The following is a 21,708-nucleotide window of genomic DNA, read 5'->3' on the forward strand; positions in this document are numbered from 1 at the left end:
AACATCGATGACGTGTGGGCGGGCACCCTGTCCGCCCACCACGTCATCGCACTCACCGAACATCTCAACCTCAACCCGCACTCGCGCGTCTTCGCCGAGCGCGGGGGTACACCGGAACTCCAAGGCTGGGACGCCTCGACGGTCATCGCCGCACGCACCCACAACCTCATCGCATCCCTCATTCAAGGGCTGTCCGGTGCGGAGCATCCCGAGATGTTCATCGACTACCCGGGCGCACCAGTCGAACCGGTCGAGATCCGGCCGGCCACACTCGCGGAGCTCACACCCGCCAAGTTCGACCGATTCATGTTTGGGGGTGATCCGGGATGACCTTCAACCCTGGACGCAACATCGGCCGGCTCTCGATCCGAGTCGTTCCCGACACCACGAAGTTCCGCAAGGAACTCGTGAAGAAGCTCGAGACGATCGGGCGCACGACGAAGATGACCGTCAACGTGAACAAGGCGAAGCTCGACAACGCCGCGATCCGTGAAGACATTCGTCGACAGATGAGCGGCATCGATCTCGCGGCAGTCCACGCCACGGTGAAGGCCTCGGTCAAGCTCGACGAGCGTTCGAAGGAAATCGCGAATTTCAAGCCGACCCTCGATGCCATCGCTATCGAGCGGATGCGCCGCGACATGAAGAAGATGCTCTCGAGCATCGAACCGACTCTCGAGCCCACCCTTGACGACCGTATGCTCCGTCGGCAGATGGATGTCCTGGCTGCGGCATTCGACAAGGTCTCAGGCCGACTTGAGAACGAGATCCTTTCTCCGGTCGAAGCCGAGAAGCTGCGGCATCGCCTCTCTGAGATCAACGACCAGATCGACAAGGTAGCAAAAGACCGCCAGTCACGCATCGACGCGAACGCGTTCACTGCGGTCGCGTCGCGTCAGCTTTCCTATGCTGCGCGGGATCGGATCGTCAACCTCTTCGTAAAGGTGAGCAAGACGTCTGTTGCGTCGGCGCTCACGACCCTGTCCGCCTTGTCTGGCGCTCGTCTGTCGTGGAAGTGGATCGACTCCCTGGCCGAGTCGATGAAGAACCTTGACCGCGCGCTTCCGAGCATCGTCGGATGGACCTCTGGCATCACGTCGATGATCGCGGCCGTCTTCTCGGCGACGTCGGGACTTGTCGGCATCGGGCAGGGGCTCGTGTCGATCACGCCGGCGTTCCTCGTCCTCCCCGGTCTGCTCTTGAACGCACTCGGCTCGGCCACTGCTCTGATCGTTGCGCTGCGCAACGCAGGGACAGAGCTCGCCCCACTCAAGAGCGACATGCAGGAGCTCGGCGACATCATCAACGAGACGTTCTGGGGGCGCGCGCGACAGCCGATCCTCGACCTCGTCACGGGGCTGATGCCGCAACTGCGGAACTCGTTCCGCGACATCTCTGCGGGCATCGGCGACTTCACGGCGGCGCTGTCGAACGCGTTCGCCGTTGAGCTGTCCGGTGGGCGCATGGAGTCGATCTTCAAGGGCATCGCCGACGGATGGCGCATCCTCGCGACGGGCGCTCCGGCGTTCGCAGGAGCGATGACCTCACTGTCTCAGATCGCCGCGACGTACACGCCACGCCTCGCGTCGTGGTTCGTGCGCCAGGCCGACACGTTCGACAACTGGCTCAACGCGATCTCCAACGACGGGCGCCTCGGCGAGTGGATGGAATCTGCCATCGACTCGATGTACGACCTTTGGGATGCCACGACTGGCATCGCGGGCATCTTCGAGGGGCTCTGGAAGGCTGCGGAAGCCGCTGGCTCGCAGGGACTCGACGGATTCGCGAAGACCATGCAGTCCTGGGAGGGCACCGTCAAGGGAGCCGACTTCCAGCGCGGCATGACGGCTGTGTTCCGCGGGTCGAACACCGCCATGAGCTCGTTCGGCGATGCGTTCAAGGCCATCGGGCGGCTTGTGTCAGACCTCGACAAGACCACGGAGCGATTCATCGGTTCGGCCGGGAAGTTCCTTGGCGGTCTGATCGAAGCATCCGCAAACGCCCTCAACTCGCCTGTGTTCTCGCGGGGCGTCGATGATTTCTCGCTTGGGCTGCTCCGCGCCCTTGAAGGGATCAAGCCGAGTCTGCAACCGATCGCCGACACCTTCGGCAACTTCCTCGGGCTGCTGGGCGACCTCGCCGGGACGCTGTTGCCGACGGCGGCGAACGTGCTCGCTGAGCTCGCCCCGGCGTTCGATGCGCTCGCCGCCGCGATCCGCCCGATCCTGCCCGACCTCGCTGCCGGAGTGGGGCGGTTCGCCGAAACCGTGGGACCCGCCCTCAAGAGCTTCGTCGAAACGGCCATGCCTACCATTGGCGATCTGCTCGTCGTCGCGTCAGAGCTCCTGGCTGAGATAGCGCCCGCCCTGCGGGAAATCGTCATCATGCTTGGCGAGCTCATCCGCGGTCTGGGTGACGTACTCGGGCTCGACCGAGAGGCGATGGTTCGTAAGGGGGAGTTCGATCGTTCTGGGCTGGCCCCGGACCCAGCGGACTACGCCAATCCGTACGAGTACATCAAGGACTACCAGGCCGCGGCGCAGAAGTGGATGGATGACAACCGGCTCATCGTCTCCTCCGAGTTCGAGCCGCCCGACGGCGCTTCCGCAAAGGCTATCGCTGAGGGGTACGTGGAGCGACTGCGTACGACCTTCGAGAACGAGGGACAAAGCGCCGCGCACGCACTGTGGGCGAAGATCAACGCGGCTGGAATGCGACCTGAGGTGCGCGATGAGCTCACTCGTCAGCTCGGCGGGTGGGCGAAGCAGATCATCCCACCAGAAGGGTACGTCGCTCCGATCATTCCGAAGGTGCAGCTCAAGCCTGGCATCGAGAACGATCTCAAGTCGGAAGCAGATCGCGTCACCAACGCGCTTCGCACGTCGTTCGAGTCTGGTGGGATCACTGCGGCTCAGGCTTTGTGGGACAAGGTGGCCGCTCCGCTCCCATCAGAACTGCGATCTCAGATTCTCTGGGATGTGCAGCAGCTTGGGATCGACATCGAGGCCGGTGCCGGTGGCGCAGGCGGCGGGTTCTCGCGGGGGCTCGCCAACGGCATGACGATCGCGTACCCAGCGCTCGACCAGGCCGTTGCAGGTGCGAGGGACACAGTCACATCCGCACTGTCAGACGTGAGAACGTGGCTTGGCCCAGGTGGCGCGGCGGCTGTCGAAGGATTCGCCGAAGGCGCGATTTCGGCGTGGGGCACGGTCTCTGCGTGGTTCGCGACGACCTTCCCAGGGGTAGCCACGGCCTTCACGGATGCGATCTCCTGGCTGAGAGGCCCGGGCACTCAGACCATCGCCGGGTTCCATGGCGGACTCGCTGATGGCTGGGGGGCGGTCACTGAATGGCTCGGTGGAATCCGAACCGCTGTGACGTCGGCGTTGGGCGACGCAGGGGGCTGGCTATGGAGTTCCGGGCGCTCGGTCGTCCAAGGATTCATTGGCGGGCTCAACTCCATGTGGAGCAACCTAAGGAATGCGGCGAGCAACATCATGAGCGTCGTAGCCGACTTCTTCCCGCACTCGCCCGCTAAGCGCGGCCCATTTAGCGGCGCTGGGTGGACACGAGTCGAGACATCCGGTGCCGCCCTTGGCGAACAGTTCACGGACGGCTTGCGTCGGTCCATGTCGTCGTCAATGCCGAACGCAATGCGAGCCGGCCAGGTCCGTGCCTCGATGGTTGGCCCGGTCCCCATGGCCGGTCTGTCCGGGGGGTCAGGGCGCGCTCAGGGAGCATCCGGGTCAGGTGCAGGCCGAGCGGTCGTTCTCAACATCCACAACCCCACGGTCCGGGACTTGAAGAATGAGGCGCGAGAAGCCGCAGACATGGCGGGGGTGATGCTCGGATGATCGTCAACGGTGTCTCCCTGGACAACTCCGAGATGGGATGGGTATTCCGGGCCGGGTCAGTCCCGTACTCGTCGTTCGAGGCGAATCTCTCACAGATCAACCTCGAGGGGCGAGACGGGGTTGTCCCGATGCCCTCCGCTTTCGGGGCGCCACTGTGGTCGTTGACCGTGAACACTCCACCGTCGGGGTGGGAAGCGCTGCAGGCGTTGTTCCTCACCCCGACGCTGGTGCTCACAGACGTCAACGCACCAGGCCGACAAGCAATCGGCCGTTTGGCGAGCTCGTCCGTGGATCGCGTCTTTGATCGAAATGAGTGGATCGACGTAACGTTCTTCGTTCAGATCCCAGGAGGGTACTGGCGTGACAAGGTCGCATCTGTGGCCTCCGCGCCTCTCACCTCGGCGTCGGTCAGCCTCACGATCGCGCCTGGCGGGTCGGCGCCGATCAGCGACGCTGTCGTGCGAGTGCGAGGAAGCGCCACAGGACTGCGCGTTCAGGACGCAGGCGGCTCATGGGTAGCCCTTCCTGACGTCGACGCTGGGCAGTGGGTGCGCTTCGAGTCCGCAAGTGGACGGTGCTTCGCGACAACTACGGAAACGTGGGTCGGTGGCGCCGAAATCTCCGGTCAGGTCGATTTCGGTGGCCCGCGAAACCGGTTCGAAATCACTCCGGTGATGCAGTCCGATAGTCCTGCGGTGCGTTCATCCCGCTTGACCATCACATCGGCGACGCGCTCATCTGCGCTCATTGAAGTCAGCTCTCGCGCCGCCTACGCGCGCTGAGCGCACCGGGTCGGGGTCGCCTGCAATGGCGACCCCGACCGCGAAGGAGGACATGAATGTTCGACGTCCGAGTACGCCTTGCAGAGCCCAACGGAACGCGCGGACGCTCGATCTCCACGAGTAGCGTGTCCGTCGCCACGACCGAGTCGGGCACCCCGCGCATCGAATTTGCGCTCTCGGAACTGACCGAAGGGCACCTCCCCGTGCCGTTCACGGTGGGCATCGAGTACTCCGTCGGCGACCGGTACGTTTCGCCGCGCGACAACCTCTTCTGGGTCACCGAACGCGACGAGGACGACGCCGACCCCACGCAGACCGTGAAGTTCACCGGCCTCGGACTCGTCCCTGACCTCATGGCTGATATGCATGTGCAGTCCAGCTGGGAGACGATCGAGGGTCAGCGTCGCTGGCCGAACGCGACGCCCGGGCACCTGCTCAAAGTTCTTCTCGACGAGGCAAAACACAACGGGTGGGGGACGTACGTAAGCTACGACTTCACGGCGACTCACGACTCGTTCGGCACGCCGTGGCCAGAACGCCAAGACTGGGCATACAACCTGATGACGCCCATGACGCAGGTGCTGCAGGGGCTATCCCAGCAGGGCTTCGTCGAATGGTGGACCGAAGGTACGAAGCTTCGTGTCGTCGTTGCGGGGACAGGCGTCGACCGCAGTGACGGCGTCGTCTTCGGTGGGCCGGGGTTCGAACGCGTGCCGCACAAAACAACCGCGCAGGACGTCTTCTCGAACATCACCATTCGCCTTTCCGGGAACGCGCGATGGGCTTGGCTCATCAACGAGGGAGTCGACCTTACCCACGGACGGCGATGGGCGACCATGACGCAGTCCGACGTCGAGAGCGTCGAAGAAGCAACACGACGCGCTCAGCCAGTGATGACCGAAGGCAAGGCGCCGAAGCAAGAACTCGGCTACGACTGGACGACGGGCTGGACGCCCGTCCCCTACATGGCGGCGCTACTTCCAGCGCCGTGGTCCGACTTCAACATCGGCGACCTCGTCACAGCGATCACGCGACGCGCTCGACTGACGCTCCGAGTTATCGGCCTCGTGGTGGAAAAGCATGATGGCGTCGTATCTGCACGCGCAGTCGTCGGCGACAAGTTGCTCTCTCAGCAACTCAAGCTGGCGAAGCGCGCATCCGCCGCCGTCATGGGGCAGATCATCTCGGGTAGCGGCGATGCCTTCCCGGCCACGCGTGATCCGGCCGGCGACAAGCCACAACTCCCGACTGGACTGCACGCGACGGATGCCCCGTACTGGAAGCAGGACGGCTCTGCGGCGTCGAAGGTCACCCTGGGGTGGAATGCGGTTGCGCAGTCCACCGACGGCACGGCCGCGGACGTCGCGCTCTATGAGGTGTGGTCGCGGGTGTCGCCGGCCGAGTCGGCGATGTTCGTTCAGACGGATGCGCTGTCGACGGTCACTGACCTGTGGGAGCCGGAAGTCACGCGCCTGGTGAAGGTGCGGGCGCAGTCCCGTGGCGGGGTGTGGTCGGAGTTCTCCGAGGAGATCGCGGTCACCCCAGGCACGCCGGCGTCGATCGTGCCGAAATCACCTGTGGGCCTCTCGGTGACGTCCAACGTTGCCGCGTTCCGGCCTGATGGGTCGGCGGTCGCGACGGTCGCGTTCACGTGGGCTGCGGTCACGCAGTCGACAGATGACGTGCCGGTGTCGATCGTCGCCTACGAGGTGTGGGAGGGCACTGCGACTGATCCGGGAGTGACGTTACTCGCCACGAGCACGCCGGGTGCGTCGCAGCAGTGGGATTCCGGAGCGGTGCGGCACCTGCGGGTGCGGGCTCAGTCGGACATGGGTGTGTGGTCGGACTTCTCTGACCCCTGCGAGATCGATCCGGCGACGCCTGACGTGATCTCGGGGGTGCCTACGAAGCCTGTGCTGGCCACGGGCAACGGAGTCGTCGCGTATGCGTGGGGCGGCATGCTGACCACGGGCGCCCCCGGTATCGCTCTCAACGGTGTGATCACCGAATGGGGGCTCGCTGCTACGGGGCCGTGGACACCCGTGGGCGGGATGATGCCCGCCATCGGTGGCGGCGGTGTCGTGCAGGGGCTTGCGGGTCAGGAGATCTGGGTTCGCTACCGCACCGTCGACAAGCTCGGCCGAGTGGGTGCCCCGTCGGAGGCTGCCTCGATCGTCGTCGCCGCGGTTACTGCGGGTGACATCGACCAGGCGATCATCGACGCGATCGCCCAGGCGCAAGCCGACGCGGAAGCAGCGCAGTCAACCGCGGACGGGAAGATCACCATCTCCCCGGATGCTCCGACTGTCGAGAACGGTGCGGGCAAGCCTGTCGGCGCTCTCTGGTTCCGTCGCACGGCAGGCGGGCTGTTCAACGCACAGTGGGAGTGGACCGGGGCGGCGTGGGCTTCGCGGACGATCGACAACGCGGTGATCGCGAACCTCGACGCCGCGAAGATCAACGCCGGCATCCTGAACGCGGCACGTATCGGCGCGAACAGCGTCGGCGCTGAGAAGCTCATGGTCGCCGACATGGCGAACATGGCCACCCTCAACGAGCAGGTGCCGGGGACTGTTGTCTACGCGAACTGGACGTCGACGATCGTGGATGGCTGGTCCGCACGGTCAGCCATCACGGATCAGTACTTCATGTTCCGTCGTCAGCACGGCCCCCTCCCGTTCAAGACCGGCGACCGCATCCGGGTCACCTTCGATGCATACGCCGACACTGCGGGTTCCGCCGAGCTCCGACTGTGGACCTACGGGAACGCATCCCTAAGCCAGGCGTTCCCGGGGGCGATCGCGCTCACCACGACCCCGCAGGGGTTCGAGCGTGAAGTCACGGTCACGATCGACACCACGGGCAAGACGACGTTCCTGCTCGGCCTCCACGGAACCGGCGTGCAGGGCAAGGACGTCCGGGTGCGGAACGTTCGCGGCTACCGCATGGGTGCCGGAGAGCTCATCGTCGATGGCGGCGTGAAGGCCGTGAAGCTGGACGCTCAAGAGATCTGGGCGAACAGTGCGTGGGTCGACCAGGCCACGGTGAACGTTCTGAAAGCGGGCGTGGTGCAGGCAGACATGCTCGCACCGAACGTCGGCGAGGTGCTCAACCTCAGCGCCAACGGTGCCGTGCAGACGATCATCAACACGCAGAGCTCGCAGAGCACGCAGATCACAGCGGCACAGTCCGCGGCCAACCAGGCGGCACAGACGGCTCAGCAGGCCGCGCAGGACGCGGCGACCGCGAACGCGGGTGTCAGCACTGTGCAGGGCCAGGTCGGCACGCTGCAGGGCCAGCAGGCCTCTACGGCGGGCGAGGTCGCGACGATCCAGACCTGGTTCCGGGTCGACGCCGAGGGCGGTCACATGGGCCGCTCTGACAGTTCCTTCCAGTCGCACATCAAGCCCGACCGGTTCGAGATCACCCAAGACGGTGTTCCGCGCGCATGGCTGGAAGCGAACCGTCTCGTCGCACCGGAGTTCGTCGGCATGACCGTTGTCCTCTCCAACCACAAGCTCGAGCAGTTCGGAACCGGAACGGTGGTGAGGCGACTTGGCTAGTGTCAGCAGCGGATTCCCGAACCGGTACTACCGCATTCGTGCGGAGACGTGGATCGATTCACAGAACACAGCCACGAACAAGTCGGGGCTGATGTTCGCCGTGTGGGTCGACGTCACCTCGGGTGCCGGCCAATCGCACGACGGGTCCGGCACGTCGTCGTGGGAGTTCTGGGCGGACGGCGCGATCCGCGGCCAGGGGTCGGGGCTGAGCTTCGACTTCCAGGGCGCGGGGCCGTGGAAGATCGGCGATGGCTACTACGAGGTCGACCACACCGCGGATGGGACGAAGACCATCGGCCTGGCAGTCGTCGGCCGGTACGCGATCCTCGGCAACACCCAGGGCAACGGCGAGATGGTGCTGCCACCGATCGCCCGCGCATCCGTGGCGACGTTCACGGGCGGCGCGAGCCTGACCGCTGACGCCGCCGTGACCGTGCAGACGAACCGCGCGGTCGGGACGTGGACGCACGACATCACCTGGCACTTCGGCTCCGCGACCGGAAGCGTCGGCTCGGCTGTTGGAGCGTCGGTGTCGTGGACGCCGCCGCTGTCGATGCTCGAGCAGATCCCGAACGGCACCTCCGGCAGCGGGTTCATCCGCGTGGTGACGAAGAACGGCACGGCCGTCATCGGCACCCGAGACACCCCCTTCACGCTGAACGCCGGCGCCGGGATTGTCCCGACGATCCCGAACATCACCGCGTCCGACGACAACGCCACCGTGGCGAGCGTCGTCGGCACATACGTGCAGGGGCTGTCCGCGATCCGCGCGACCGTGAACGCCCAGGGCGTGCACGGCTCGACGATCACGCAGCGCTCGTTCTCCGTCGACGGCATGACCGCCCCAAGCGGTGGAGCCATCGCCTTGAACACGTCGGGCACACGGCAGGTCACCGCCGAGGCGACCGACTCGCGCGGCCGCAAGGGCGTGTTCTCCGCGAACATCAACGTCCTCGCCTACGCACCACCTTTGGTGACCGCGGCGACCGTGAAGCGCTGCACCGCAGCGGGCGTGCTCGACGAGAACGGCACCAGCCTGCGCGTCGACCTGACCGCGGCCGTGCAGTCGCTCATCAACGGCACCCAACGCAACACGATGACGATCCGCGCATTCACCCGACCCCGCGGCGGGTCGGCATGGACAGCACGCAACGTCATCAACCACGGGTCGCTCACCTACGGCAGCTACTTCGTGATTTCCGGTGGCGCGAACTACCCCATCAACGGGTCGTTCGAAGTGCGCGTCGAGGTGGCAGACAAGTTCGTCACCGCGCTCGCGCTCGTCGACGTCGCCACCTCCGAGGTGTACATGCACTGGGCGGCGCAGGGCGTCGGCATCGGCAAATATTGGGAACGCGGCGGGCTCGACGTCCTCGGCACCGTCTACGCCGAAGGGCTCCAACTGCTCGCCGGGGCGACCGACGCGGAAACGGCGCTAGGCCTGATCCGCACACGAGCCGTCACGCCCGCGTCGCTCGCTGCCCGTGTGGCGACGGAGACGCGGACAGGACTCGCAGCGATCGCCACCCAGGCGCAAGTGAACACGGGCACGGATGACGCCACGTTCATCACGCCGAAGAAGCTCGCAGCGTTCGACGGCGTATGGACGAACCTCACGATGTCCACCGGCTACACCACCGCTCTCGACGGCATCACCACCGCGGTGAAGGTCGTCGGGAAGACCGCATGGCTACGGATCTCGATCGGCGCATCCATCCCCACGGGGCTGTCCTTCATCACGACCGCTCTCCCAGCGTCGATGCGCCCGGCCGCAGGCCTCGGCATCGTCCGAGCACCCGTCGCTCTGACGAACGATTTCACCGGCTGGTTGAGCATCTACCCGATCGGGCACGCCAACGCAGGGCAACTTGCAATCCAGAACGGCACAGGCGCCGCGCGCGCGTGGGCCTCCGCCGTCATCTCATACCCACTGGCATAGGGAGTTCTCGATGAACGCAACCGCACAGCAAGCGCTCGAAACGGCGCTCGCGAACGACACAGCCGCGCTCGCCCAGCACGAGCAGCGCCGTCAGGAGATGGCCGTCGACCTCGCCGGGGTGGATGCCGCGATCGTCGTCCTGCAGGACCGGTGCGCCGACCTGCAGGCGGCGCTCGCGGCTCTCACCCCAGCGGAGGTGACGCCCTGATGTCCTACAAGAACGGTCGATGGCCGCTCGACATGTTCGTGCACCTGGGCGGCACGCACTACCTCCCACCGGGCACCGCGGCGCGGTGGCGGTGGCTGCAGCAGCTCGCATGGGAGAAGTACGGGGTCTGGCTTCTCATCACCTCTGGGTGGGACGCCTACCGGCCCTACGACATCCAGGTCGCCTACAAGCAGGAGTTCGGCCGGTGGGCTGCAGCTCCCGGGTTCTCCTCCCACGGCGGGGACTTCGAGGGTCGCGTCGCGTTCGCGATCGACGTCTCCAACTGGGGGCTTCTCGGATGGGCGCGGTTCGCCGCCCTGTGCCGTCTCGCCGGTTTCGCCGTCGGAGTCATCGACGACGAAGAGTGGCACATCATCGACTTCAACGACCCCTGGACCGTGCCCGACGGCGCGAACATCATCCCGCCCACCAACCAGAACACCACCCGTCGCACCATTCAGGAGGACGACATGCGTCAGATTCAGATCGGGACGACGATCTTCTCGATCGCCCCCGGATACATCAAGGCAGAAACCAGCGGTGAGGCCGCATCCATCACCCGTGCGGTGATCGGCCAGCCCGACCCCGTCGACGCGAACGCACAGCCCGGGGGCATCAACAAGCCCGACGCTGTGTGCAACTCCTACGGCATCCCGTGGGAGAAGGTCGAGATGGTCCGCGAGGGCCGCGGCTACGACCTGCAGGGCCGGCTCGGCAAGGGCACCATCTGGTCGCTGCAGCACGACATCCTGCACGCCATCCGCAACGGCGGCGCCCCGGGCAGCACTGGCGACAGCCTGACAGCGTCCGAGGTCGCCGACGAGTTCGCAAAGCGCCTGGCCAGCTGATGCCGCCCGAATCCGACTACTCCCTGCCCGAGGTAGTGCGCCTGCTCACATCGCTCACGGGCGACGTGCAGAACCTCCGCACCGACGTGCACAACCTCGGCACACAGTTCGTCACCCGCGGGGAGTTCGAAGCGTGGCGCACCGCCTACGACCGGGAGCTGAAAGAGCACAAGCAGTCGACCGCCCCGGTGCGGACATCCCCGTGGACGATCGCCGGGTTCGCTGTCTCCGCGATCGTCGGCCTGGGCTCCCTACTCGGCCTCACCATCACCCTTATCAACGTCCTCCCGTAAGGAGCACCATGAAGGCCCTGTTCGATTCTCTCGTCCGCACCTACGTCCCCTGGCTCGTCGGCGTGATCGTCGGATGGCTCGTCTCGCTCGGCGTGCCGCTCGATCCCGAGGTGGAGGTGTCGCTGACGCTCGTGCTCGTCACGGCGGCCGCGTTCCTTTACTACTTCCTCGCCCGCGTGTTCGAGCTCTACGTCTCCCCGAAGCTCGGATGGCTCGTCGGCCTCCCGAAGCAGCCGCTCTACGACAAGCAGGCTGTACAGGACGACGCGCTCGCTCGGCTCTCGACCCTCGATCCTGACGAGGCGAACACCGACGTTCAGGCCGCGACGACCCGCGCCGAACTGCGCCGCACGCGACGCTGACATGACGATGCCCCTCACCTCTTCGGAGGTGAGGGGCATTTCATCGTTTGTGGGTCAGTGAGCCCGGACGGACAGCATCCGCCATCCGACCGGCACCTGCGCCTCGAGCGCGGCCATGTCGGCGGCATCGATCTCGCGCTCGCTGTCGACGCGCCGATAGGTCGCAGTCGTCTCGATCGACGTTGAGCCCTTGATCATCCGGGCGGGCGCGGATGCGATGTGGAAACCGGGCGGGGTGTTTGCGGCGATCTGCTGCTGCAGGTGTTCGAGCGACTCCCCGGTGAGCTCGACGGTGACGGATTCGACGGGGCGGATCACAGCAGAGAGCATCGTTCCAGCCTAGGACTGATCCTGGCGACGCGAGGCCACGGGGAGACCGGTGGCAGGGTCGAGGCCGTGTCCCCGCGCGCGCATCCGCGCCTCGGCGGCGAGCTCTTCCATGCACCAGGCTTTCGCGGCCTCCAAGCCGTCGTGGACGGACAGCACGGGGCGGGGAGTGAGTGGGTTCCAGAGCTCGACGCGGTGCATGACGTGCGTCTCGCGAGTGCCCTTGTGCACGAGTGGTCCTTCGACGATGAGCCAGCGGGCGGTGACCACGGAGTCGAGGACGAGCCAGGATGATGCGCTGAGCCGGACCACGTGGATCAGGGCGGGGTCGTTCGGCATGCGGTGAGACTACGCCTCGCCTCAGACACGATCTACCCCAACGCGAGCTCGTCGCTATGATCGCGACCATGACCGACACTCATGAAGAGCCGGAAGCAACAACCGCACCGGTTCGCATTCCATCCACCGCGGCATCGCTTCACATTCATGCCCTCGCCACGGCCGCGGCGGCGCTGACGCTCGCGTTCATCGCGTCGCCCACGATGGCACCGTTCGCCCAGGCTCTCGCGGTCGCCTGTGGCGTCTACTCGATCGCAGCGCTGGTTCGACGCGGCGCACGGTCGATCGAACAGATCCTTGCGGTCGTAGCCCTGATCGCAGGCATCGTCGCATTCGCGCAGGCGGGCATCGTCACGGACGCCGCGAACCTCTGGCAGACCTTCCGCTCCTGAAACTCGATGTGTGCACCTGTGTGTGCATGGATCGGCTGGGGGCGGGATACACTGTTGAAAACTCAAGGGTTTGGGGAGTGCGAACTGGCTTCACCGTTTCACTCGTAATGAAAAGGTCGTCAGTTCGATTCTGACAAGCGGCTCCACAAGCCCCGTGATGTGAGAACATCACGGGGCTTTCTCGTTCCGGAGAAGCGTAGGCTCGAAGCATGAGCAGAGCACTCCTGATCATCGACGTGCAGAACGATTTCACCGAGGGTGGGGCGCTGGCCGTTGCTGGCGGCGACGCCGTGGCATCCGGAATCACCGCATTCCTCTCGGCCCACGCGGCGGACTACGCGCTCGTGCTGGCGTCGAGGGACTGGCACGACGCCGACAACGACAACGACGGGCATTTCGCGGCGGGTGAGCCGAACTACGTCGACTCCTGGCCGGTGCACTGCGTGGCCGACACGCCCGGAGCCGCCTACGATCCGCTGTTCGAGACGACGGCCGTGACGCACCATGTGCGCAAGGGTCAGGGGGCGAACGGGTATTCGCTGTTCGAGGGCGCCACCGACGATGGTGCACAGCCCGGCGTCGTGCTGACGCAGGCGGGAATCCTCGACGTGGATGTCGTCGGGATCGCCACTGACTACTGCGTGCGAGTGTCTTCACTTGACGCGATCTCCCATGGCCTGCGGGTGCGGGTGCTCACGGATCTCATCGCAGGAGTGGATGCGGACGCCAGCGAAGCCGCACTGGCGGAGCTCGCGCACGCCGGAGCGAAGCTCGCCACCTCTGAGCGCGGCGCATGAGTCGCAGTGCCCTGCTGCTGCGCGCCGTGAACGTGAGTGGACGCAACCGTGTGCCGATGGCGGAGCTTCGTGCCCTGCTCGCGGAGCGCACCGAACTGGAGGACATCGCGACCTACATCGCCAGCGGCAACATCGTGTGCGAAACACCGCCGGACGTGACGGCGGTGTGCGCGACAGTGCGTGCGCTGATCGCCGAGAGCTTCGACGTCGATACCCCGGTCATCGCCCGTTCGCACCGCGAGATCGAGCGGATGCTGCAGCGCAATCCCTACGTGCACTCCGACATCGCCGAGAAGCTGCTGCATGTCATGGTGCTCGAGGGAACCCCGAAGCCGGGCGCGCTCGATCTCCTGCGGGAGAGACTCGTCCCGGGCGAAGAAGTGGAACTCGTGGGGGATGATCTCTGGATTCACTACTCCGCGGACGGCGTGCATGCGACCAAGCTCACGAAGTCCGTGCTGGATCGTGCGCTGGGCGTGTCCGGGACGGCACGCAATCTCCGGACAATGACGAAGCTCGCGGAACTCACCGCGTGACGCCGCGCAGCGGGCTCAGCGGGTCGATGCGAGCGTACGACGCACAGCATCGACGGTGCGCTGCGCCTGGGTCGCATCCGTCCTCCAGTTGCTGACGGAGAAGCGCACGACGGTGCGTCCCGCCCACTGCGAGGTCATCGCGAGCACCTCTCCCTCCTCCCACAGCGCCGCGCTCAGCCGCGCAGTCGCCTCGTCGCTCTCGAGGGCGATGCACACCTGTGTGAACACGACCTCGTTGAGTACCTCGATGCCCGGGAGCTCCGCGAGACCCTCGGCGATGATGCCCGCGGAAGCCGCGAGTCTGTCGATCAGAGCGATCACGCCCTCGCGGCCGAGCGCGCGCAGCACCGCCCAGGTCGGCACCCCGCGTGCGCGCCGGGAGAGCTCGGGAGCTTTCTCATGCGGGTCAGCGCCCACCATGGTCGCCTGCAGATAGCTCGCGTGCATGCCGAGCGCGCGGTGCATCGCGGCCGGGTCGCGCACGATCGCGATCCCGCAGTCGTAGGGGACGTTGAGGGTCTTGTGCGCGTCGGTCGACCAGGAGTCCGCGCTCTCGAAGCCCGCCGTGAGATGCCGAAGCGAGGGGGAGGCCGCCGCCCAGAGCCCGAAGGCGCCGTCGATGTGCACCCAGGCGGATGCGGCGTGCGCGACGGCGATCGCCGCGGTGAAGTCGTCGTAGGCACCGGAGTGGATGTTGCCGGCCTGGAGTGCGACGATCGCCGGCCCTTCACCGGCATCGAGCACATGGCGGAGGGCATTCACGTCGATGCGACCCTGGCCGTCGGCGGGGACGACCAGCGGACGCCCGAGACCCAGATAGCGGGCGGCGAGGTCCATCGTCGCGTGCCGTTCCTCCCCGGCGATGTAGCGGACCCGAGGCGCGCCGGAGAGCCCGTCGGCCTCGACATCCCACCCCACCGCGGCCAGCACCTCGTTGCGGGCGGCGGCAAGGCAGGAGAACTGGGCCATCGTCGCCCCTGTTGTGAAACCGACCTCGCACTCGGCGGGAAGGCTGAGCAGATCGAGGAGCCATTCCCCGGCGAGTTCCTCTGCGGCGACCGCTCCGGGGGTGATCGCACGCAGCCCTGCGTTCTGATCCCAGGCGGACACCAGCCAGTCGGCAGCCAGCGCCACCGGCTGCGTGCCTCCGATCACCCATCCGTAGAAGCGCGGCGAGCCGATCGCGATGAGCCCCGGCTCGACGTTCTCGACGAGATGCTCCAGCACAGCGGCATCCGCTGTGCCCTGCATCGGCAGCTCGCGTCCCAGTCGGTTCTTGATGTCATCGGGGGAGGCGCGCGGCGGAATCGGTCGTTCGTCGACCCCGGCGAGCCACGCGAGGGCGTGTCGGCGTGCGAGCGTGAGTGCGCTCTCGTAGATCTCGGCGTTCGGCTCTTCCCTGACCATGGCACACCTGATTCCGCGCGCGACGCGCACATCTCAGATTGTCCGCTTCGTGAGCGGTGAGGTCAACGCCCGGTGCAGGCGGACAGCTCAGCGTGAGGGGGAAGACTGGTGGGCCCGGAGGGGCTCGAACCCTCGACCCGCGGATTAAAAGTCCGATGCTCTGCCAACTGAGCTACAGGCCCTACCTCTCTAGTCTATGGGGTCGCAAAGGGGCCGCCGACGAGGTGAATCGTCGACGGCCCCTTTGCCCGCTCGCCCCGAAGCCCCAGCCGAGCGCGGCGCATTGAGTGGTGCTTACTGCGCAGGAGGCATGAGCACCGAGTCGATCAGGTAGACGACGGCGTTCGCGGTCTGCACGCCACCGCAGATCACCGTGGCATCGTTCACCATCCAGTTGTCACCGCTGCCGGTGACCTCGAGCTCGGCCCCCTGAACGGTCTTGTGCATGCCCGCGATGTCGGCCGGTTCGATCTGGCCGGGAACGACGTGGTAGGTCAGGATCGATGTCAGCGTCGCGGAATCCGTCTTGAGAGCCTCGATGGTTGCGGGATCGATCTTGCCGAAGGCCTCATCGACCGGGGCGAAGACGGTGAACTCGTCGCCGTTGAGCGTGTCGACAAGGTTGACGTCGGGATTGAGCTGACCGCTCACCGCGGCCACGAGCGTCGTCAGCAGCGGGTTGTTGGACGCGGCGACAGCGACAGGGTCCTGCGACATGCCCTGAATCGAGCCGGCGCCGTCAGGCACCTGGTCGGCGTAGGCGGAACATCCGGGGCCGACCAGGTTCGCCGCCGGATCCATCATGTCCGGTTCGGATGCTGTCGTCTCCGGCGCCTTCGGCGGGGTGGTCGTCGTCTCTGCGGTGCCTCCGCCGCCCATCGTGCACGCCGACAGCGCGAATGCGCTCGCCAGTGTCAGCGTGAGGACTGCGGTGGCCTTCTTCGTGGTGCGGAACATCTCAACCTCCGGGAATCGGTGTCACGGTTTTCCGTGGCGTTGACAGGTGTTCGGCGCGCAACGGAGAACGGATTGGATGAATTTCTCTCCCATCCGAAGCGCGGCCTGCGCCGAAGAACTCGCAACAGAAGCGAGGACACCATGGATCTCATCGTCATCGGCCTGCTGGGCGGCCTCATCACAGGAATCTCGCCGTGCATCCTTCCGGTGCTGCCGGTCATCTTCCTCACTGCGGGCGCGCAGTCCGCCCGGTTCGAGGGCGGCGAGGGTGTCGTTCCCGCGCGGCGCAGCCGCCCGTATCTGGTGATCGCAGGCCTTGTGCTGAGCTTCACGCTCGTCACGCTGGTGGGCTCGGTGGTGCTGGGACTGCTGAACCTGCCGCAGGACATCATCCGGTGGGCAGGAATCGTCGTGCTCCTCGTGATCGGCATCAGCCTGCTGATCCCGCGATTCGAGCAGCTATTGGAGAAGCCGTTCCAGTGGCTTCCGCGTAAGGAAGTCGCCAACAGGGGCAACGGCTTCGGCGTGGGGCTCGCGCTGGGCGCGGTCTTCGTCCCCTGCGCAGGCCCCGTGCTGGCCGCGATCATCGTCGCCGGAGCGACGGGGCAAATCGGTGCCGGAACGGTGCTGCTCACGGTGTCGTTCGCGGTAGGAGTGGCTGTTCCACTGCTCGTGTTCGCCCTGGCGGGGCGGAGCGTGGTGGAGCGCATCCGTGCCTTTCGTGCGCGTGAGCGCGGGCTGCGCATCGCTGCGGGCATCGCGATGATCGCGCTTGCGGTGGGACTGGTGTTCAACGTTCCGCAGGCGCTTCAGCGTCTCCTGCCCGACTACACGGCAGGACTTCAGACGGAACTCACCGAGAGCGACCAGGCGGAGCGGGCGCTGGGACTCGGCGGTCTGGTCACCGACGAGAATCGCGAACTGGAGAACTGCACGAACGGCGCGACCGTTCTGGAGTCGTGCGGGACGGCGCCCCAGATCCGCGGCATCGACGCCTGGCTCAACACCCCGGACGGTGCAGCGGTCACACTCGAAGATCTGCGGGGGAAGGTCGTACTGATCGACTTCTGGGCGTACTCGTGCATCAACTGCCAGCGCTCCATTCCGCACGTCGTCGCCTGGGATGAGGCCTATCGCGATGCCGGGCTGCAGGTGGTCGGCATCCACTCGCCCGAGTATGCGTTCGAGAAGGACGCGAGCAACGTCGCCGCGGGTGCCCGCGACTTCGGCATCGAGTATCCCGTCGCGCTGGACAACTCGCTCGCCACCTGGACCGCGTACCGCAACAGGTACTGGCCCGCGCACTACCTGATCGATGCGGAGGGCACCGTGCGGCACATCTCGTTCGGTGAGGGCAATTACGCGGCGACGGAGAGCATGATCCGCGAACTGCTGAAGGATGCCAACCCCGGCGTCGATCTTCCCCCGGCCACCGAGGTCGCGGATGAGACGCCGGATCTCGGTTCGACGACCAGGGAGACATTCCTCGGCTCGTCCAAGGACGTCAATTACGGAGGAACGGATGCCTACCGTGCGGGGGAGCGCGACTTCGCGCTGCCCGAGGACCAGCCGGAGGACACCTTCGCGCTCGACGGGCGTTGGCAGGTGGAGACGCAGTACGCGACACCGCAGGAGGACTCCGCGCGCATTCGACTCAACTACCACGCGGCGGAGGTGCGCATCGTCGTCTCCGGTTCCGGATCGCTCGTGCTCCGCGCCGACGGCGAATCGCCGCGCACGATCACGGTGGATGGCACCCCGCGCTCCTACAGCCTCCTCGACGCCGCTGAAGTGGGGGCAGGATCTCTCACTGTCGAGGTGACCCCCGGTGTCAACGTCTACTCGTTCACCTTCGGTTGAGCGTGTCGCAGGTGAAGGCGCATACGGGAGAGCGGGGATGAGGCATGCTGGAGGCGATGGTCATCGACGGTATCGATACAGCGGAGGACGGCAGCGCGGGCGACCTCGCGGCCGAACTCCTCGCTCGTGTGGCTTCCGGTGACCAGGACGCGTTCGCAGAGCTCTATGATCTGCTCTCGGCGCGTGTCTTCGGACTCATCCTCCGCATCGTCGTGAACCGGGCGCAGAGTGAAGAGGTGCTGCAGGAGGTCTTCTTCGAGATCTGGCAATCCGCTGCGCGCTTCGCTCCGAACAAGGGGCAAGGACGATCATGGATCCTCACGATCGCCCACCGCCGGGCGGTCGACCGGGTTCGCGCCTCGCAGTCCAGCAGCGACCGGGACGTGCGGGTGGGGATACGGGACATCGAGGTCGCCCACGATTCGGTCGCAGAGCAGGTGCAGCTGTCGATCGAGGGAGAACGAGTCGGTCGCGCACTGACCCAGCTGCCCGAGGCGCAGCGCGAGGCGATCGTCCTCGCCTACTACGGCGGATACAGTCAGAGCGAGATCTCCGTGCTGACGGGGACTCCACTGGGCACGATCAAGACGAGAATGCGCGATGGGATGTCGCGCCTGAGAACCGCAATGGGGGTGACCGCATGATCGATCTGAACAGGAACTCCGCCGAGTTCGCAGAGTTCGAGGAGCTTTCCGCAGGGCACGCCGTGCGGGCGCTCTCGGCGACGGAGGAGCAACGGTTCACCGAGCTGCGCGCAGCGCATCCGGAATGGGAAGCAACCGCCCGCGCGGATGCCATTGTCGCCGCACAGCTGGGCGAGGCCGTCGTGCCTGTCGATCCGCCGGCGGCCATCCGTGCGCAGCTGCTCGCTCAGATCGCCGGCTCCCCGCAGGTGCCCTCGCAGGCGGATGGCGCGCCAGCCGAGGGCATCCAGACCGGTGGCGCGGTCTCGACGACTGCACCCCTCTCCGCGGATGCTGCCGCAGCCCCGCAACAGGCGCACCGGGGTCGTTCGCGTCGAGGGCGCCTCTTCGCGCTCGCTGCGAGCCTCGTGCTCCTGGGGGGCATCGCGCTGGGCGCCGTCACACTCACGCAGTATCTGACACGGCCCGCGGCGGTCGTGGCGCTCGATGAGGTGCGGGCGGCTCCGGATGCGCAGAGCGCGAGCGTCGATGCGGCCGGGGTGGCTGCCACCGCCTACTGGTCGGCCGAGAAGCAGAAGGCCGTGCTGGTGGCAGAAGACCTTCAGCCCTTGAGCGCGCAGCAGTCCTACGAGCTCTGGTTCGTCCGCGAGGGTGTGCCGATCTCGGCGGGTGTCTTCGAGGTGGAATCCGGTACGACGACCGCCCTGCTCGACGGCGATATGCACAGCGGTGACGTCATCGCCGTCACGGTCGAGGTCGCCGGCGGCTCGCCTACAGGGCAGCCCACAAGCGATCCGGTGATCGCGATTCCGACCGCCTAGCTGGGTGCGCGCGGGACGGCGTAGCCTGGAGGGATGCCTGAGCCCTTTCCGCGCCCCGTCCGCCTGCCACCGGTGTCGTTCGACCGTGTGATCGGCGCGCATGATCCGGCGGAGGAGACGCGGATCGCGCACGCCACGGCGTCCGGGCTGCTCGCACGTGTGCGCGCGGACGACAGCGGTGTGAGCGCGGAGCGTCTCATCGCCTTCACCGCAGAGCATGGCATCGACGAGATCGCGGAGCTCTGGTCGAAAGCCCCGGCGCGTTCGCTGCCGGGTGCGCTCTGGGAGTTGTATCTCCTGCAGCTCGCCATCCACACGGATGCCCCAACCGCGGCGTTCCTCTATGAGCGCGGTCGCTCCGAACTGGCGACGGCGGACGCGGCGATCGCGGGTGCCCCGGCCCCGGCGAGCCCCGAAGAGCTCGTCGTGCTGATCGACGCGATCCTGCGCGGAGTGTTCCGCGGGGACTTCGCCGTCGCACTTGAGCGAGCAGCCGCCTTCTGCCGTGTGCAGGCATCGGGCGCGACGCACGCGGCAGATGACTACGAGCTCACCGAGCCGACCCGGGCGAGTGAACTCACCGCGCGCGCACTGCGCCTGTCCACCTACGCGGAAGACCTCGCTCAGTCTGCGGTGCTCTGGCGGCGCGGCGCACTGGTCTGAGGTCTTCGGGCATGAGAAAGCCGGGCCGCAAAAACGCCTCTCGGCGGAAGGCCGCTCGCAGCGGCGAAAAATGGAGCCCGGGGTTATGCGGCCCGGCACATCAAGTGTAACGCGTCGACGCCGGGCCTATTCCCGTGCGCCCTATGCTGTGGACATGGCCCAGCGCTTCGCCCTTCTGATCACCCCGGTCGCCGCGGATGACACTCGCGCCGACTACGCCGATACGTTCCGCGCGATCGATGTGACCGCCCCGGCGCTCAGCGTCGGCGAGCTCAGCACGCAGCGTGGCGACGGCGTCTTCGAGTCGATCGGCGTGATCGACGGTCATCCGAACGAGGTCGAGGCGCATGTCCAGCGGTTGGCGCACTCTGCGGCGCTCTGCGACCTGCCGGCCCCGAACCTCCCACAGTGGCGCGAGGCGATCGCCGCTGCGGCGACCCACGCACCCGCCGGCGAAGCCGTCATCAAGCTCATCCTCAGCCGCGGCGTCGAGCACGGTCCCGCGCCGACCGCGTGGGCGACGGTCTCGCCGGCTGCGGACAACAGCGTCGTGCGCGAGAAAGGCGTGCGTGTTGTCACGCTGGACCGTGGATACGATCTCGAGGCGGGCGAGCGGGCGCCGTGGCTGCTCCTCGGAGCCAAGACGCTGTCGTATGCCGTGAACATGGCGGCGCTGCGTGAGGCGCGACGACGGGGTGCGGACGACGCGATCTTCGTCACCCGCGACGGCTTCGTGCTGGAAGCGCCGACGGCGTCGCTCGTCATCCGTACGAACGGTCGCTTCCTCACACCGTCGCCGTCGGGGGGCATCCTGCACGGCACCACGCAGCTGAGTGCCTACGAGTTCCTCACGGCCCGCGGGAACGAGGCCGACTACGCGACGCTGCGTTTGGAAGACCTGCAGTCCGCGGATGCAGCGTGGCTGCTGTCCAGCATCCGCCTTGCCGCTCCGATCACCGCGGTCGACGATGTCGAGATCCCCATGGATGCCGCGCTGACGCGTGAGCTCAACGCGTTCCTGCTGTCGCCGCGCTGAGCGTTCCTTCCGGCGGGAGTTCCGTGCGGGGCACGGCGTGGCGGTGTGCGACACGCGTGATGCGGTGCACTCCGTCCGCA

At 66.6% G+C, this 21,708-nt stretch carries 20 protein-coding genes and 1 tRNA gene; 16 read left to right on the plus strand and 5 right to left on the minus strand.

Features of this window, described 5'->3' with window-relative positions; translation table 11 throughout:
* Positions 1–12: 12 nt before the first annotated feature.
* The 8 genes from AC1REM_RS07940 to AC1REM_RS07975 all read left to right on the plus strand — a co-directional run bounded on the left by AC1REM_RS07940 (position 13) and on the right by AC1REM_RS07975 (position 11,849).
* The gene (locus AC1REM_RS07940) at positions 13–330 is read left to right on the plus strand and encodes a hypothetical protein (RefSeq protein WP_492514138.1); all 318 of its coding nucleotides are present in this window, start codon (positions 13–15) and stop codon (positions 328–330) included.
* Positions 327–3,854 carry a hypothetical protein gene (locus tag AC1REM_RS07945; RefSeq protein ID WP_492514139.1) on the plus strand — a complete coding sequence of 1,176 codons (3,528 nt, stop codon included), beginning with the start codon at positions 327–329 and terminating at the stop codon, positions 3,852–3,854. Before AC1REM_RS07940 ends, AC1REM_RS07945 begins: the two co-directional genes overlap by 4 nt.
* A gap of 838 nt (positions 3,855–4,692) precedes the next feature.
* Entirely contained in the window at positions 4,693–8,199 is a 3,507-nt protein-coding gene (locus AC1REM_RS07950; RefSeq protein ID WP_492514140.1) for a fibronectin type III domain-containing protein, read from the plus strand.
* On the plus strand, positions 8,192–10,138 hold the full coding sequence (locus AC1REM_RS07955; RefSeq protein ID WP_492514141.1) for a DUF859 family phage minor structural protein: 1,947 nt from the start codon (positions 8,192–8,194) through the stop codon (positions 10,136–10,138). Before AC1REM_RS07950 ends, AC1REM_RS07955 begins: the two co-directional genes overlap by 8 nt.
* A 10-nt stretch (positions 10,139–10,148) precedes the next feature.
* Positions 10,149–10,346, plus strand: coding sequence for a hypothetical protein (locus tag AC1REM_RS07960; protein WP_492514142.1), 198 nt, complete (start codon positions 10,149–10,151; stop codon positions 10,344–10,346).
* Positions 10,346–11,194 (plus strand): hypothetical protein, encoded by an 849-nt coding sequence (locus tag AC1REM_RS07965; RefSeq protein WP_492514143.1) that lies wholly within the window; start codon positions 10,346–10,348, stop codon positions 11,192–11,194. Before AC1REM_RS07960 ends, AC1REM_RS07965 begins: the two co-directional genes overlap by 1 nt.
* On the plus strand, positions 11,194–11,487 hold the full coding sequence (locus tag AC1REM_RS07970) for a hypothetical protein (protein WP_492514144.1): 294 nt from the start codon (positions 11,194–11,196) through the stop codon (positions 11,485–11,487). The genes AC1REM_RS07965 and AC1REM_RS07970 overlap by 1 nt, the downstream gene beginning before the upstream one ends.
* Before the next feature lie 8 nt (positions 11,488–11,495).
* Positions 11,496–11,849: a hypothetical protein gene (locus tag AC1REM_RS07975; RefSeq protein WP_492514145.1), complete on the plus strand. Its 354-nt coding sequence runs from the start codon at positions 11,496–11,498 to the stop codon at positions 11,847–11,849.
* Between the two features lie 54 nt (positions 11,850–11,903).
* Here the strand turns inward: AC1REM_RS07975 and AC1REM_RS07980 are convergent, their stop codons facing one another.
* Together AC1REM_RS07980 and AC1REM_RS07985 are read right to left on the minus strand one after the other, a co-directional pair.
* Positions 11,904–12,179: a hypothetical protein gene (locus tag AC1REM_RS07980; RefSeq protein WP_492514146.1), complete on the minus strand. Its 276-nt coding sequence runs from the start codon at positions 12,177–12,179 to the stop codon at positions 11,904–11,906.
* Between the two features lie 9 nt (positions 12,180–12,188).
* Complete coding sequence (locus AC1REM_RS07985; protein ID WP_492514147.1) at positions 12,189–12,515, minus strand: hypothetical protein; 327 nt, start codon at positions 12,513–12,515, stop codon at positions 12,189–12,191.
* Between the two features lie 68 nt (positions 12,516–12,583).
* Here AC1REM_RS07985 and AC1REM_RS07990 point away from each other — a divergent pair, with 68 nt between their 5' ends.
* From AC1REM_RS07990 to AC1REM_RS08000, 3 genes are all read left to right on the plus strand, one after another.
* The gene (locus tag AC1REM_RS07990; protein ID WP_492514148.1) at positions 12,584–12,907 is read left to right on the plus strand and encodes a hypothetical protein; all 324 of its coding nucleotides are present in this window, start codon (positions 12,584–12,586) and stop codon (positions 12,905–12,907) included.
* Between the two features lie 209 nt (positions 12,908–13,116).
* Positions 13,117–13,704 carry an isochorismatase family protein gene (locus tag AC1REM_RS07995; RefSeq protein WP_492514149.1) on the plus strand — a complete coding sequence of 196 codons (588 nt, stop codon included), beginning with the start codon at positions 13,117–13,119 and terminating at the stop codon, positions 13,702–13,704.
* Positions 13,701–14,240 (plus strand): DUF1697 domain-containing protein, encoded by a 540-nt coding sequence (locus tag AC1REM_RS08000; protein ID WP_492514150.1) that lies wholly within the window; start codon positions 13,701–13,703, stop codon positions 14,238–14,240. Before AC1REM_RS07995 ends, AC1REM_RS08000 begins: the two co-directional genes overlap by 4 nt.
* Before the next feature lie 15 nt (positions 14,241–14,255).
* On the opposite strand, the gene AC1REM_RS08005 is transcribed toward AC1REM_RS08000, so the two are convergent.
* The 3 genes from AC1REM_RS08005 to AC1REM_RS08015 form a co-directional block, all read right to left on the minus strand.
* Positions 14,256–15,647, minus strand: a complete 1,392-nt coding sequence (locus AC1REM_RS08005) for a pyridoxal phosphate-dependent decarboxylase family protein (RefSeq protein WP_492514151.1) — start codon at positions 15,645–15,647, stop codon at positions 14,256–14,258.
* A 106-nt stretch (positions 15,648–15,753) separates the two neighbouring features.
* Positions 15,754–15,829, minus strand: a tRNA-Lys gene (locus AC1REM_RS08010).
* 112 nt (positions 15,830–15,941) lie between these two features.
* Positions 15,942–16,604, minus strand: a complete 663-nt coding sequence (locus AC1REM_RS08015) for a fasciclin domain-containing protein (protein ID WP_492514152.1) — start codon at positions 16,602–16,604, stop codon at positions 15,942–15,944.
* A gap of 141 nt (positions 16,605–16,745) precedes the next feature.
* Between AC1REM_RS08015 and AC1REM_RS08020 the strand changes: the two genes are divergently transcribed.
* From AC1REM_RS08020 to AC1REM_RS08040, 5 genes are all read left to right on the plus strand, one after another.
* Positions 16,746–18,464 carry a cytochrome c biogenesis protein DipZ gene (locus AC1REM_RS08020; RefSeq protein ID WP_492514153.1) on the plus strand — a complete coding sequence of 573 codons (1,719 nt, stop codon included), beginning with the start codon at positions 16,746–16,748 and terminating at the stop codon, positions 18,462–18,464.
* Between the two features lie 44 nt (positions 18,465–18,508).
* Positions 18,509–19,108 (plus strand): ECF RNA polymerase sigma factor SigK, encoded by a 600-nt coding sequence (sigK, locus tag AC1REM_RS08025; protein WP_492514154.1) that lies wholly within the window; start codon positions 18,509–18,511, stop codon positions 19,106–19,108.
* Positions 19,105–19,929 carry an anti-sigma factor gene (locus tag AC1REM_RS08030; RefSeq protein WP_492514155.1) on the plus strand — a complete coding sequence of 275 codons (825 nt, stop codon included), beginning with the start codon at positions 19,105–19,107 and terminating at the stop codon, positions 19,927–19,929. The genes sigK and AC1REM_RS08030 overlap by 4 nt, the downstream gene beginning before the upstream one ends.
* Before the next feature lie 33 nt (positions 19,930–19,962).
* Complete coding sequence (locus AC1REM_RS08035; protein WP_492514156.1) at positions 19,963–20,592, plus strand: DNA-directed RNA polymerase subunit beta; 630 nt, start codon at positions 19,963–19,965, stop codon at positions 20,590–20,592.
* A 154-nt stretch (positions 20,593–20,746) separates the two neighbouring features.
* Positions 20,747–21,628, plus strand: a complete 882-nt coding sequence (locus AC1REM_RS08040; protein ID WP_492514157.1) for an aminodeoxychorismate lyase — start codon at positions 20,747–20,749, stop codon at positions 21,626–21,628.
* Positions 21,629–21,708 lie beyond the last annotated feature (80 nt).

This window comes from Microbacterium sp. GW823-FHT02G05 (genome assembly GCF_058797175.1).

Bases quoted from the DNA above. Each gene is read 5' to 3' on its own strand.
- AC1REM_RS08035 (WP_492514156.1), top strand. From the start codon at position 19,963: ATGCCTGAGCCCTTTCCGCGCCCCGTCCGCCTGCCACCGGTGTCGTTC.
- AC1REM_RS07950 (WP_492514140.1), top strand. From the start codon at position 4,693: ATGTTCGACGTCCGAGTACGCCTTGCAGAGCCCAACGGAACGCGCGGA.
- AC1REM_RS07945 (WP_492514139.1), top strand. From the start codon at position 327: ATGACCTTCAACCCTGGACGCAACATCGGCCGGCTCTCGATCCGAGTC.
- sigK (WP_492514154.1), top strand. From the start codon at position 18,509: ATGCTGGAGGCGATGGTCATCGACGGTATCGATACAGCGGAGGACGGC.
- AC1REM_RS08040 (WP_492514157.1), top strand. From the start codon at position 20,747: ATGGCCCAGCGCTTCGCCCTTCTGATCACCCCGGTCGCCGCGGATGAC.
- AC1REM_RS08005 (WP_492514151.1), bottom strand. From the start codon at position 15,647: ATGGTCAGGGAAGAGCCGAACGCCGAGATCTACGAGAGCGCACTCACG.
- AC1REM_RS07990 (WP_492514148.1), top strand. From the start codon at position 12,584: ATGACCGACACTCATGAAGAGCCGGAAGCAACAACCGCACCGGTTCGC.
- AC1REM_RS08020 (WP_492514153.1), top strand. From the start codon at position 16,746: ATGGATCTCATCGTCATCGGCCTGCTGGGCGGCCTCATCACAGGAATC.
- AC1REM_RS07975 (WP_492514145.1), top strand. From the start codon at position 11,496: ATGAAGGCCCTGTTCGATTCTCTCGTCCGCACCTACGTCCCCTGGCTC.
- AC1REM_RS07960 (WP_492514142.1), top strand. From the start codon at position 10,149: ATGAACGCAACCGCACAGCAAGCGCTCGAAACGGCGCTCGCGAACGAC.
- AC1REM_RS07970 (WP_492514144.1), top strand. From the start codon at position 11,194: ATGCCGCCCGAATCCGACTACTCCCTGCCCGAGGTAGTGCGCCTGCTC.
- AC1REM_RS07965 (WP_492514143.1), top strand. From the start codon at position 10,346: ATGTCCTACAAGAACGGTCGATGGCCGCTCGACATGTTCGTGCACCTG.
- AC1REM_RS07985 (WP_492514147.1), bottom strand. From the start codon at position 12,515: ATGCCGAACGACCCCGCCCTGATCCACGTGGTCCGGCTCAGCGCATCA.
- AC1REM_RS07995 (WP_492514149.1), top strand. From the start codon at position 13,117: ATGAGCAGAGCACTCCTGATCATCGACGTGCAGAACGATTTCACCGAG.
- AC1REM_RS07980 (WP_492514146.1), bottom strand. From the start codon at position 12,179: ATGCTCTCTGCTGTGATCCGCCCCGTCGAATCCGTCACCGTCGAGCTC.
- AC1REM_RS08030 (WP_492514155.1), top strand. From the start codon at position 19,105: ATGATCGATCTGAACAGGAACTCCGCCGAGTTCGCAGAGTTCGAGGAG.
- AC1REM_RS08000 (WP_492514150.1), top strand. From the start codon at position 13,701: ATGAGTCGCAGTGCCCTGCTGCTGCGCGCCGTGAACGTGAGTGGACGC.
- AC1REM_RS08015 (WP_492514152.1), bottom strand. From the start codon at position 16,604: ATGTTCCGCACCACGAAGAAGGCCACCGCAGTCCTCACGCTGACACTG.